The 11976-nt window shown below is 64.8% G+C and carries 13 protein-coding genes; 8 read left to right on the plus strand and 5 right to left on the minus strand.

Annotated elements, in window-relative coordinates; translation table 11 throughout:
- Positions 1 to 71: 71 nt before the first annotated feature.
- The 4 genes from AC25M7_RS24680 (at position 72) to ccoM (ending at position 1679) form a co-directional block, all read left to right on the plus strand.
- The gene (locus AC25M7_RS24680; RefSeq protein WP_486971584.1) at positions 72 to 767 is read left to right on the plus strand and encodes a M949_RS01915 family surface polysaccharide biosynthesis protein; all 696 of its coding nucleotides are present in this window, start codon (positions 72 to 74) and stop codon (positions 765 to 767) included.
- A 112-nt stretch (positions 768 to 879) separates the two neighbouring features.
- Positions 880 to 1206 carry a hypothetical protein gene (locus tag AC25M7_RS24685; RefSeq protein WP_028692111.1) on the plus strand — a complete coding sequence of 109 codons (327 nt, stop codon included), beginning with the start codon at positions 880 to 882 and terminating at the stop codon, positions 1204 to 1206.
- A 59-nt stretch (positions 1207 to 1265) separates the two neighbouring features.
- Positions 1266 to 1427 (plus strand): hypothetical protein, encoded by a 162-nt coding sequence (locus tag AC25M7_RS24690; protein ID WP_096048546.1) that lies wholly within the window; start codon positions 1266 to 1268, stop codon positions 1425 to 1427.
- Between the two features lie 135 nt (positions 1428 to 1562).
- On the plus strand, positions 1563 to 1679 hold the full coding sequence (ccoM, locus tag AC25M7_RS24695) for a cytochrome c oxidase subunit CcoM (protein WP_023629476.1): 117 nt from the start codon (positions 1563 to 1565) through the stop codon (positions 1677 to 1679).
- Positions 1680 to 1791: 112 nt separating this feature from the next.
- On the opposite strand, the gene AC25M7_RS24700 is transcribed toward ccoM, so the two are convergent.
- The gene (locus tag AC25M7_RS24700) at positions 1792 to 2520 is read right to left on the minus strand and encodes an SDR family oxidoreductase (protein ID WP_028692110.1); all 729 of its coding nucleotides are present in this window, start codon (positions 2518 to 2520) and stop codon (positions 1792 to 1794) included.
- A gap of 101 nt (positions 2521 to 2621) precedes the next feature.
- On the opposite strand from AC25M7_RS24700, the gene AC25M7_RS24705 reads away from it, so the two are divergent.
- Positions 2622 to 3401, plus strand: coding sequence for a LysR family transcriptional regulator (locus AC25M7_RS24705; RefSeq protein WP_028692109.1), 780 nt, complete (start codon positions 2622 to 2624; stop codon positions 3399 to 3401).
- 160 nt (positions 3402 to 3561) lie between these two features.
- On the opposite strand, the gene AC25M7_RS24710 is transcribed toward AC25M7_RS24705, so the two are convergent.
- Positions 3562 to 4320 carry an SDR family NAD(P)-dependent oxidoreductase gene (locus tag AC25M7_RS24710; protein ID WP_486971585.1) on the minus strand — a complete coding sequence of 253 codons (759 nt, stop codon included), beginning with the start codon at positions 4318 to 4320 and terminating at the stop codon, positions 3562 to 3564.
- Between the two features lie 115 nt (positions 4321 to 4435).
- Here AC25M7_RS24710 and AC25M7_RS24715 point away from each other — a divergent pair, with 115 nt between their 5' ends.
- Both AC25M7_RS24715 and AC25M7_RS24720 read left to right on the plus strand, forming a co-directional pair.
- Positions 4436 to 5356 carry a LysR family transcriptional regulator gene (locus AC25M7_RS24715; protein ID WP_028692107.1) on the plus strand — a complete coding sequence of 307 codons (921 nt, stop codon included), beginning with the start codon at positions 4436 to 4438 and terminating at the stop codon, positions 5354 to 5356.
- Positions 5357 to 5480: 124 nt separating this feature from the next.
- Positions 5481 to 5801: a DUF2025 family protein gene (locus AC25M7_RS24720; protein ID WP_028692106.1), complete on the plus strand. Its 321-nt coding sequence runs from the start codon at positions 5481 to 5483 to the stop codon at positions 5799 to 5801.
- A 20-nt stretch (positions 5802 to 5821) separates the two neighbouring features.
- On the opposite strand, the gene AC25M7_RS24725 is transcribed toward AC25M7_RS24720, so the two are convergent.
- Both AC25M7_RS24725 and AC25M7_RS24730 read right to left on the minus strand, forming a co-directional pair.
- The gene (locus tag AC25M7_RS24725) at positions 5822 to 8407 is read right to left on the minus strand and encodes a bifunctional diguanylate cyclase/phosphodiesterase (RefSeq protein WP_062363824.1); all 2586 of its coding nucleotides are present in this window, start codon (positions 8405 to 8407) and stop codon (positions 5822 to 5824) included.
- A 51-nt stretch (positions 8408 to 8458) separates the two neighbouring features.
- Positions 8459 to 9535 carry a diguanylate cyclase gene (locus AC25M7_RS24730; protein ID WP_036986507.1) on the minus strand — a complete coding sequence of 359 codons (1077 nt, stop codon included), beginning with the start codon at positions 9533 to 9535 and terminating at the stop codon, positions 8459 to 8461.
- A 125-nt stretch (positions 9536 to 9660) separates the two neighbouring features.
- On the opposite strand from AC25M7_RS24730, the gene AC25M7_RS24735 reads away from it, so the two are divergent.
- Positions 9661 to 10755 carry an MBL fold metallo-hydrolase gene (locus tag AC25M7_RS24735; protein WP_062363820.1) on the plus strand — a complete coding sequence of 365 codons (1095 nt, stop codon included), beginning with the start codon at positions 9661 to 9663 and terminating at the stop codon, positions 10753 to 10755.
- Here the strand turns inward: AC25M7_RS24735 and AC25M7_RS24740 are convergent.
- Positions 10752 to 11627 carry a formate/nitrite transporter family protein gene (locus AC25M7_RS24740; RefSeq protein WP_236180785.1) on the minus strand — a complete coding sequence of 292 codons (876 nt, stop codon included), beginning with the start codon at positions 11625 to 11627 and terminating at the stop codon, positions 10752 to 10754. The two genes, AC25M7_RS24735 and AC25M7_RS24740, sit on opposite strands and share 4 nt — an antisense overlap.
- Positions 11628 to 11976 lie beyond the last annotated feature (349 nt).

Consider the following 11976-nt stretch of genomic DNA (forward strand, 5'->3'; position numbering starts at 1 on the left):
GACCAATGAATGTGAAGAGTCTAGCGCTTTCATCGACGAATACCGTCCTGTCACGAGGGCCACGCGCCAACATGGTTGCCAAGCACCGCTGGTTGAACGTCACTCTGGGCCTGGGCAGCCTCGCGCTGCTGGCCGCCTGCGAACAGAAGAGCTTCGAAGTCCTGCCGCCGATTCCGGTCGAGCAACTCGAGGTGCTCGGTGTGCAGACACCGATCAAGAGTGTGCACTTCCACGACCGCGAGGGTGAAGGCCTGCTGGTGCTGAGCCGTGTCGATGGTCAGGCCACCGACCCCGACACCGAGGAGGAAGTCGACAAGGTGGTGCTCAAGGCCACCTTGTATGGCCGCGCCGCCGGCGGTGATGCTTTCAAGGCGCGCTGGCAGATCGAGCAGGAGACCACCTGCGCCGGACTGGACCTGGACGTCGACTTTTATACCGACGTCAGCGATGTCGGTGACCTGAACAAGGACGGCGTCGCCGAAGTCACCGTGGCCAGCCACGCCTTCTGCGGCGGCGGCATCGACCCCCACGACATCGCCATCGAGATGCGTGAGGGCCAAGCGATCTACACAATAACCGGCCAGTCGCTGATCAGCCCGCCCGGTGAAGACGCGTTCGGCGGCGAGCGCGAGGATAGCGCCTCGCTCAAGAGCGCCCCGCAGGTCGTGCGCAAGCACATGGACGCGGTCTGGCAGCAGGTCTACAAGCGGCCTTGGAGCGAGTCGAGCGCCGCGCCAGACGATGACCCGGACGACGAGGCTGAGTAATCCCGCGCTATAATCCAGCGCAGTGCGGCGCTGTGACACGCCGCACACCTTTGACCGCAGGCATTCAAGGCGGCGCACCACCAGCCGACAACCAGGCTACAGGAGACCCACCATGCTGCCGCCGATCATCCCGCTCAGTGCCGCCCCCGTGACCTCGCAACACGACCCGGTCAAGCCACCGCCGACCATTGCGCCGGTGGTACCCACGCAGCCGACCTCCAGCGATGGCACCATTGACCTGAAGAATCATCGTGATCCCCAAGAGCAGGCCCTGCTGCTGCGCGACGAGCAACGCCGTCAGCAAAAAAGGCGCAAGCAGGCTGAAGGCGATCGGTACGAGGCCGTGCCGGGCGAAGAGCTCAACGCCGACAACACCGTGCCGGTGGCGCCGATGGGCGAGCGCACGCGCCAGGGGTTGCTGGTGGATATCGAAGTCTGACTAGTCAGCACTGCCGCTTGCCTTCATCATAAAGGCCTCTGCTGTCCGTCGAGCCCGCCATGAGCCAAGACAACCTGATCGATTTCGGCGCCGAACGCGCCAAACGCATCCACGACCTCAACGACAAGCGCCTGAACGACATGCGCCAGGCCTTCGAGCAGGCCATGCCGCTGGCTCAGGCCAAGAAGAAAAAGCCCAAGGGCAAACCCAAGAAGCGCTGAAACTTGATGCAGGTCAACCCTGCACCCGCCTCGCGCGCCCGGCTCCGGGCGCCATTGACTCCGGTCAATTTTCCCCCTCCCGGCATTGGTTACCTTGCACCCATCGGATGACGGCACATCAAGGGAGGGGCCGACATGTTCTTCGACAACGTGGTTATCGCCGGTGTGGTAACGGTCGGGTTGATGTTGGCGTTCTTCGCCGGTCTGGGCATTTTCATCTGGAAGGACTCGAAAAAGCGTAATCAGCGCTGATCCTTCCCGATCCATGAGCACGCAAGGCATTTAGGGCGACTTCGGTCGCCCATTTTTTTGCCTGGATTTTCATCGCGGGGCGGGGCTTGCCGACGAACGGGGCGCATTCATCTCAGGGTTGTTGAGCGGTCGCCGCCAGCACGATCTCGCGAATGCAAACCTGCTGCGGCTGCTGGTAGGCCCAGACGATCGCCCCGGCGACATCCTCGGCGCTCAGTACCACGCCGCCCATATCATTGGCCTTCCACGCTTCGTAGTCGCGCTTGATACCCTCGTCGGTGGTGTGCCCGAGCAGCTCGGTCTCCACCGCGCCCGGGGCGATGGTCACCACCCGCACATTATGCGGCGCCAACTCTTCGCGCAGGTTCTCCGACAGCCCGTGCACGGCGAACTTGCTGCCCACATAGGCCACATGGTTGGGGAAAGTCTTGCGCCCGGCCACGGAACTGACGTTGATCAGCGTGCCGTGGCGCCGCTCGATCATCCCGCCGACCAGCGCCTGCACGCCGTTGAGCAATCCCTTGACGTTGATGTCGAACATGCGCTCCCACTGCTCCGGATCCTGCTCGTGCACCTGCCCCAGCAGCATCACCCCGGCGTTGTTCACCAGGGCATCGGCCGGGCCGTACAGCGCTTCGGCCTCGGCCACGGCAGCCACCAGCGCCGCCCGGTCGCGGATATCCACGGCGCGGCACAGGCAATCGGGAAGCGCCAGCGCCTCGAGGCGTTCCAGGCGTCGGGCGATCAGCAGCAGTGGATGACCCGCAGCGGAGAATCGCTGGGCGGTGGCGGCGCCGATACCGGAGCTGGCGCCAGTGACAATGATCAAGGGTTTGTTCATGGTTGCCTCCCAGGCATAATCGCTTTCGATGGCCAGGATTCTAGATTGCGTCTGCGGCCATGAAAAACGGCTTATTTCTCTGGCTGGCATCGGTTCTATCTATGGATATTCGTCACCTCAAGGCATTTATCGCCGTCTTCGAAGCGCGCAACATCACGGTAGCCGCCCAGCGTTTGTGCGTGGCCCAGCCGACTTTGTCGGTGACCATTCGCCAGCTGGAAGAGGAGCTGGGCGCCGAATTGTTCCTGCGCCAAGCCCGCGGGGTCGAAGTCAGCGAGCAGGCCCGCGAGCTCTATCCCCAGGCCTGCCGCATGGTGGCCGAGGCCGAGGCCCTGCGCCTGCGGTTTCGTCAGGGGCAGGAGCGGGTGCCGTTGGCGCTGGGCATCGAGGCCGACATCGCACCGGCCCAGGTCGAAGCCTGCGTGCGTCTGGCCAGCCAGGCGGTGGCGGGCTTGCAGTTGACCCTGCTGGAGGGCTGCGACGGTGATGCACGCCTGGCGGACGAGTCTCAGCGCTGTGAGGACGAACTGTTCCTGCCGCTGTGGGAGGAAGCGTTCGTGCGGGTGATGGCCACCGGCAGCCAGCCGGACGGACGCTGGATCACCTGCCCGCAGCACCCGTCGCACCAACGCTTGATGGGCTTGTATGACGGGGGGGAGCAGGTCGGCCAGGCCGGTTCGTTGCAACGGGTCCTGGCCATGGTCGCCGCCGGGCAGGGCGCGGCCTGGTTGCCGCAGTCGCTGGTCGAGCGTTGCCCGGGCGTCTACTGGCAGCCGGGCAGCGGCCTGACGCTGCGCCGTCGGGTCGGATTGTGCATGTCCCATGAGGCCTTGGCACTACCCGCCGTGGCAGCGCTGCATCAGGCCCTGAGCCGCGCTTGAACGACCAGGATTGTGGGAGCGGCCTTGTGTCGCGAAAGGGCTGCGAAGCAGCCCCAGGATTTCGGCGTTGACGCAAAGATTGCTGGGGCCGCTTCGCGCCCCTTTCGCGACACAAGGCCGCTCCTACACAGGAACTGCGCATCGACTGGGCAACGTGTGCCTAGAGGAACATCCCCCCTGACACCTCCAGCCGCTGCCCGGTGATCCAGCCATTGCCGTCCTCCAGCAACAGGGCGATGGCCGCACCGATGTCGTCGGGTAGGCCGACGCGTCCCAGTGCCGTGTTGCTGGCGATGTAGTCGTTAACCTGCTGGTTGTCGCGCACCACGCCACCGCCGAAGTCGGTCTCGATGGCGCCCGGCGCGAGAATGTTCACGCGAATACCGCGCGCCCCCAGCTCCTTGGCCTGGTAGCGGGTCAGCACTTCCATGGCGCCCTTCATGGCCGCATAGGCGGCGTAGCCGGGCAGGGCGAAGCGGGTCAGGCCTGTGGAGATGTTGACGATGCGCCCGCCGTCGGCCAGCAGCGGCAGCAGGCGCTGGGTGAGGAAGAACGGCCCCTTGAGCTGGATGTTCAGCAACTGGTCGAATTGCACTTCGCTGGTCTCGCTGAACGGCACGTTCAGGCCGATGCCGGCGTTGTTCACCAGGAAGTCCAGCTGGCGGCGGCCAAACTGCTGTTCGAGGGTGTCGCCCAGGCGCTCGGCGAAGGCGGCAAAGCTGGCGCTGTCGCTGACATCCAGTTGCAGCATGGCGGCGCGCACGCCGGCCTGTTCGAGCGAGGCGGCCACGGCGTGGGCCTCGCCGGCCTTGCTGTGGTAGGTGCCGATGATGTCGATACCACGAGCGGCCAGGTGTTCGGCGGTGTTCTTGCCCAGGCCGCGGCTGGCGCCGGTGATCAGTGCGATCTTGCGAGTCATGTCGGTTACCTCGTTGGGGTGGTGGTTGAATGACAGGTTATTGATCGGTTGATGGCTGTTAAATCCACTGATTCCGGAAATACTGTTCGTCTTGAATGGACAATCGGAGCCCGTGATGAACAAGCTTGAGCTGTTGCGCACCTTTGTCAGGGTCAGCGAACTGAGCAGTTTCACCCTGGCCGGCGAAAGCCTGGGCCTGCCGCGTTCGACCGTCTCCGAGCAGGTGCGGGCGCTGGAACGGTTGCTCGGCACGCGCCTGTTCAACCGCACCACGCGGCGGGTGCAGACCACCCAGGACGGCGCCTTGCTCTACGAGCGCAGCAAGGACCTGCTGTCGGGCATGGACGAGATCGAGAGCCTGTTCAGCGCCGACGATGCCGAGCTGACCGGGCGCCTGCGCATCGACCTGCCGACCATGATGGCGCGGCGGCTGATTGTGCCGGCGCTGCCAGGGTTTCTCGAGCGTTTCCCGCGCCTGGAAGTGGAGCTTAGTTGCACTGACCGCCAGGTCGACCTGCTGCGCGAAGGCTTCGACTGCGTGATGCGCATCGGCGCGCTCAGCGAACTGGACGTGGTCGCCCGCCCGGTGGGGCGACTGAGTATGCGCAACTGTGCCAGCCCCGCCTACCTCGAGCGTCACGGCGTGCCACGGAACCTGCAGGATCTGGCCGGCCATCGGTTGGTCCACTACGTGCGCAACCTCGGTGCCCGCAGCGCCGGGTTCGAATACGTGCAGGAGGGCGAGCTGCGCTTTCAGGCCATGGCCGGCGTGGTCACGGTGAACAATGCCGAAGCCTATTCCGCCGCCTGCCTGGCAGGGCTCGGGCTGATCCAGGTACCGGCGGTGGGCGTCGATGAACACCTGCGCAATGGAGAACTGATATCGCTGCTCGAGCCCTGGCAGGCGCGGGCCATGCCGGTGTCGCTGCTGTATGCCCGGCAGCGCCATGTGCCGCGCCGAGTCCAGGCGTTCATGAACTGGCTGGCGGCGCTGCTGGCGTCGCAGGTCGACCCGGTGGCGGCGCCAACCGGCTGAAACGGGAAGGGTGAGAATGCGTGGCGAAGGTTCCCGCAGTTGCGTTAGGCTGGTACCTGCGCGTCGCCCGCCAGAGGTGACCGTTCCCTGCGTGCGTCACTTCCGAATTTTGCGAGGTTACGCCATGGCCATCACTTCCCAGGACATCTGCGACGCCGCCGACCAGCTCAAGGGCTTTGTCGGCTTCCACGGCAAGCGCGGCATGCATATCGTGCGGTTTTCCGAAGATTCGTTCGGCATGGACGTCGCCGACGACAGCATCACCCCCTGCAACGAGTTCGTCTGGCGCCCCGAGGCCGACACGCGCATGGCATTGTGCCGGGAGCGCCTGGCCTTGCTGCTGGAGCAGCATGTGGACGATCGGCTGAACATCGGCGAGCCGCTGCGCATCTACCTCAAGCGCACCGACCTGCCGGAGATCGTGGCTGAACGCAGCCTGCGCTGAAGGCATGCATCAAGAGGGAGTCAGGACACATCCTGCTGGCGCACCTCGCGGCCCGCCAGCAGCGCCTCGAAACCCGCCCGGTCCACCGGCTTGCTCAGGTAGTAGCCCTGCACCTCATGGCACTGCTCCCTGTCCAGCGCCTGCAACTGCTGCTCGGTCTCCACCCCCTCGGCGGTGACCGTCAGCCCCATGGCCTTGCCCAGGTTGATGATGGCCTGCACCACTGCCCGGTCGTTGCCGCTCTGGCTGCTGAGCCCGGCGATGAAGCGCTTGTCGATCTTGATGCTGTCGAAGGGGTAGGTGCGCAGGTAACCCAGCGACGAGTAACCGGTGCCGAAGTCGTCCATGTTCAGGCGCACGCCCAGCTCCTTGAGCGCGAGCATGGTGCCCAGGGCGCCCTCGATGTCGTTGAGCATCACGTTCTCGGTGATCTCCAGTTCCAGGCGCTGGGCCGGGAAGCCGGTGTCCAGCAGTACCTGGCGCACATCGGCGACCACATCGCTGCGGGAGAACTGCGCCGGCGACAGGTTGACCGAGACCAGCAGTTCGTCGGGCCAGTCGCGGGCATTGCGGCAGGCCTCGGCCAGCACCCAGCGACCAAGGGGCACGATCAGGTCGCTCTGCTCGGCCAGGGGAATGAAGGTGTCCGGCCCGAGCAGGCCCTCCTCGGGGTGCTGCCAGCGCAGCAGGGCCTCCACCGAGACGATGCGCAGGTCGTACAGGCGATAGCGTGGCTGATAGTGCAGGACGAACTCGTGCTGCTTGATCGCCCGGCGCAGGTCGTTTTCCAGTTGTCGGCGGTACTGGATCTGCTGGTTCATCTCTGGCGAGAAGTAACGCCAGGTATTCTTGCCGTCGGCTTTGGCCTGGTACAGCGCAATATCAGCGTAGCGGATCAACTCACCGGCATCGTAGCCCTGGATTCGGGTCTGGGCGATGCCAATGCTGGCGCCGATATGCAACTGTTGTCCCTCGTAGATTATAGGTTGCTGCAGCAACTCGAGCAGGCGGGCGCAGAAACGATCGATCTCGCTGCGATTGTCCAGGCCATGCAGCACCAGGACGAACTCGTCGCCGCCCAGGCGAGCCACCAGGTCATTTTCGCGGGTGGTGTCGCGCAGGCGACCGGCCACTTCCTGTAACACCGCGTCGCCGGCCGGGTGGCCGAGGGAATCGTTGATCGGCTTGAAACTGTCCAGGTCGAGCAGCAGCAAGGTCAGCGGCGGTGAATCGCTGCCGCGCAACAGCGCATGCTCAAGGTGGCGTGACAGCTTGTTGCGGTTGGCAAGGCCAGTCAGGGCATCGTGCATCGACAGGTGCTGGATGCGGGCATGGGCGGCGACTTCGTCAGTGATATCGCTGGCGGTGCCGCGAAAGCCGGCGAGCTTGCCCTCGTAGACGATCGAGCGCGCCGAAACGCGGCAGTAGCGGTTCTGCCCGCTGGCGTCATCGTAGTTGCAGCGCAGGTTGGCCAGTTGCTGCGGGTTGTCGTCGGCCTGGCTGTCGAGCCACGGCAGCAGGGGCGTGGTGTCGCAGGCCAGCAGCTGGTTTAGCGGCTGGCCTATCCAGTCCTCGAGCCGGTAGCCGGTGACGCTGACGAAGCGCTGCGACAGGTAGGTCAGGCGGTGCTGGCGGTCGGTTTCCCAGATCCAGTCCGACGCGGCCTCGGCCACTGCGCGAAAGCGCTGCTCGCTGGCCTCCAGGGCGCGGTTGCTTTGCTGCAGGCGCAGCAGGCTGTCGTCGATGGCGCGGGAGCTGCGCAGGGCATGGCGGAACAGGTACAGGAGCACCAGGCCGAGCACCAGCAGCACCGCCAGCAGCGGCGGCAGGAAAGCGTGGAGCAACTGGCGACCCGGTAGCGGCGTGTTCCAGGCCAGGTAATAGCCGGTTTCCTCCAGGGCGATGTGCGGTTGTCCGGTCTGGGCGGCGCCATTTTTCTCCAGGCGCATGCCGGTCAGGCCCGCACCCTTGCCCAGCACGGCGAGCTTGGCCTCGGTCAGTTGGTCGATAAACACCATCACCGGCGCCTGGCGCACATCCGCCTCGGTCACATCTTTGTCCGGGCGCACCGCCGCCGCGCTGAGCACCGCGGGCCAGCCGTTGAAGCGCACGAAGTGGGCCACCTGCTCGCGGGCCGGGGCCGCCTTGCGCGCCGCGTCGGTGATCGGCGCCAGGGGACTGTCGATATGGGCGCTGGCCGGTGAGTCGGTGGGCTTGCCCTTGAACAGGGCATAGGTGGTGCGGTCATCCTCGATCACGAACACGCCTTCGTAGCCGCTGGCGCTGTACAGCGACTCACCGACGTTCTTCTCGTCATACGCCCACTGCCAGTCGACCTTGCCTACCAGATGTTCGTAGGCGGCGTCCCAGACGGCGTAGCTGGAGAGGAACTGGCGCGACGCCACCAGCCGCTGCTCCAGTGCCTGGGTAGCCTGGAAGGTGCTCTGCTCCAGCGCCTGGCGGTCCAGCGTGGCGGCGATGTTGAACAGCGCCACCAGGGTGAACACGCAGGCGAGGCCGAACAGAGCGCAGAAGGCGCCTACCAGCCTGCGCACCTGCAGGCGCGAAGTGGGGCTGGAGGATGAAAGGTCGACGTTCCTGTCCATGTACGGGCGACTCCTTCAACTGCTGTCTGCGCCCGGGGCCTGGGCGAAGGTTCAGTCAGGATAGGCCAGCTTGAGCAGGGCGGCCTCGCCGCGGGCGAAATTGACCTGGTCGCGCCCCTGGTGCTTGGCGGCGTACAGGGCCTTGTCGGCCTGTTCCAGCCAATGTTCGGGCGAGGCGAGGGTGGTGCGAAAGTCCGCCAGGCCGATGCTCAGGCTGATGCGCAGGCCCGGCAGTTGCGGGTTGCGGTAGGCGCCGACGCGCTCGCGCAGGCGCTCCATGGCCTGGCACGCCTGGGCTTCGTGGGCGCCAGGGAGGATCACGCAGAACTCGTCACCGCCGTAGCGCCCGGCCAGGTCGTCCTCGCGCAGGTTGCGCCGCAGTTCCTGGCTGAGCTGGCGCAGCACGCAGTCGCCGACCACATGGCCGTAGGTGTCGTTGATGGTCTTGAAGTGGTCGATGTCGATCAGGGCGACTACCGCCGGCAGCTGCTGTTGCTGGCAGATCTGGAACTTGAGCAGCAGCAGGTCCTTCCACGAGCCATGGTTGAGCAGGCCGGTAAGGCTGTCGGTGCGGCTCAGGGCGCTTAGGCGGCGCTTGTGCTCGGCCAGCTTGATCGCCAACTGGTAGCACACCCAACCCAGGGCCAAGGGGTAGAGGGTGAGCATCGGCAGGCAGGCAAGCACCTGCAGTTGCGTGGCCTGGGGCTGCAGGCCGGTACCGAGCAGGGCGCTGGCCAGCAGCATGCCGCCCAGTTGAGCCAGCAGACCGCGCAGCAGCACCCGTTTGCCGCCGGCGGCGACGTTGTTCATGGTCATCATCGACAGGATGGTCACCGTGGGCAGCGGGTTGAAATGCATCGCCGCGGTCCAGAACCCGCCCATAAAGGAGTCCAGCAGGATGTTGCGCTGTTCGGCCTGGTAAGGCGTGGCCGAGCGCAGGGCCCATTGGTAGGCCACATGAGGCCAGAGCAGGCCATTGAACAGCAGCAGGGCCCAGGCCCACTGCGGCGGGTTCAGCGGGGCGATGGCGGCCATTACGCTGAACAGGCCGATCCCCAGGCCGATGATGCGCGGCAGGTAGATGCGCCTGACGAAAGAGAGCCCCTTGCCGCTGCGGTTATCGATCATGGTTGTCGTTCTTCTGTGGGGCGCCGTTTATCGCATAAGTCGTGTGAATATTGTTGAACAATCGTTCATCGGCGAAAAATGACCTTACAAGCCATTTCACGGTTGATCCGACCCTGTGGAGTACTATGAAGGCCTTCTTCTTTTGTGGAGTGCTGCTGCTCATGGTCCCCATGGCTACCCCCGCCGGCGAGCCGGCACCGCACCGGGACGGACGCTTTCACAACCAGGTCGAGCTGCCCAGGGATGGCGTGCTCAAGAAGCTGCGCATCGGCGTCAAGTACCTGCTGCTGCGCAAGCCGCCGCAAACCCGGCCAGATGCTGCGCTGAGCCTGCAGACGATGACCCGCCAGCAGGTGGCCGACGCGCCGGACCATAGCTTGTGGCGTCTTGGCCACTCCACGGTACTGCTCAAGCTGCGCGGGCGCTTCTTCATTACCGACCCGGTGTTCGCCGAGCGCGCCTCACCGGTGCAGTGGGCCGGGCCGCTGCGCTTCCATGCGCCGCCGTTGGCGCTCGACGATCTGCCGCCGCTGACTGCGGTGATCCTGTCCCATGATCATTTCGACCACCTCGACGAGCAGGCCATCCGCCGGTTGGCGCCGCGCACCGAGCACTTTCTCGCACCGCTGGGAGTCGGCGACCTGCTCATCGAGTGGGGCGTGCCGCCGGCCAAGGTGCGGCAACTGGACTGGTGGCAGGAAACCGAAGTCGAAGGCGTGCGCTTCGCCGCCACGCCGGCGCAGCACTTTTCCGGACGTGGGTTGTTCGACAGCAACCGCAGACTGTGGGCGTCCTGGGTGATGATCGACGAAGGGCTGCGGCTGTTCTTCAGCGGTGATACTGGTTACTTCGCCGGCTTTCGCGAGATCGGCGAGCGCTACGGGCCCTTCGACGTGACCTTGATGGAGACCGGCGCCTACAACGTCGCCTGGCCCAGTGTGCATATGCAGCCGGAGCAGACTCTGCAGGCGCACCTGGACCTGAAGGGCCGTTGGCTGCTGCCTATTCACAACGGCACCTTCGACCTGTCGATCCACAGCTGGCAGGAGCCCTTCGAGCGTATCCTGACACTGGCCAATGCCGCCCAGGTAGAGCTGAGCACGCCACAGATGGGCGAACGAGTCAGCCTCGACTCGCCGCATCCGGGGCAGAACTGGTGGCGGCCGCGGCCATTGCCGCAGCGGGGCAGGGCGTCCGAGCGGGCGGTTGCCGCGCGCTAGTTCCTGGCCTGTTTGTCGTGCTTCAACAGTTTCGAGGGCGGCTTGCCGCTGTCGCTGCGCACTTGGGCATGGCTGATCAAGGCGAAGATGAAACTGCCGCCAATGATGTTGCCGGCCAGGGTGGGCAGGGCGAAGTCGAGCCAGAAGGCGCTCCAGCTCTGCTCGCCGGCCCAGACCAGGTAAGAGACCTCGACCGAGCCCACTACTATATGCGTGAAGTCGCCCAGGGCCATCAGGTAGGTGATCATCAGGATGATCCAGATCTTGGCGTGCTCCATGGACGGGATCATCCAGACCATGGTGGCGATCATCCAGCCTGAGACGATGCCCTTGGCGAACATCTGGCCGATGCCGTTCTCCATCACCTTGTGGCCCACATCCAGGAAGGCGACATCGGTCTTGCTGTCGAATATCGGCAGTTCGAGCATCACCCAGGCTACCAGCAGCGTGCCGGCCAGGTTGCCGAGCAGGACGATGGTCCACAGGCGCAGCAGGCGGCCGAGGTTGGTGAGGGTGGGGGTGGTCATCAGTGGCAGCACGGCGGTCAGGGTGTTTTCGGTGAACAGTTGCTGGCGGGCGAGGATCACCGCCAGGAAGCCTGCGCTGTAGCCCAGGCTGGCGATTACCTGGGCGCTGTCGCCTTCGGGCAGGCGGGCGTAGAACAGTCCCATGGCCATCAACGACAGGCCCATGGTCAGGCCAGCCGCCAGCGCTGACCACCACAAGGCAGCGAGCGTGCGTTCCAGTTCGTGGTCACCCTGGGCGCGGATGATCTCGTGCAGCACCGCCGCCCGGGGCGGTTGGTTGTGGCTGACTTCCTGCTCTTCGTCCGGCGACAGCCCCGGGGTCTTCTCGTTCTGTGCATCGCTCATGGCAGCCGCTCCGCTTGCGTGTTTCTCTACAGAGCGGCAACCGCATCGAATAGTTGCCGAGCGGCCGCCGGATGGCGATCGAAAGTTTTTTCAGATCAAGGTGTTGACTCTGAAATCAAACCGCGTATTATTCGCCTCCTCGCAGCGTTGAACGCTACGAGGCAAGCGGTAAGTTGTTGAGGTTGAAGGTGTTTTGCAAAAAGCAGCTTCAAAAAAACTTCAAAACAACGCTTGACAGCAAATGAGGAAGGCGTAGAATGCGCGCCTCGGTTGAGACGAAACGCTCTCAGCCAAACGCTCTTTAACAAATTGAATCAAGCAATTCGTGTGGGTGCTTGTGAGTACGGAC

The organism is Pseudomonas sp. P106(2024), assembly GCF_057480815.1.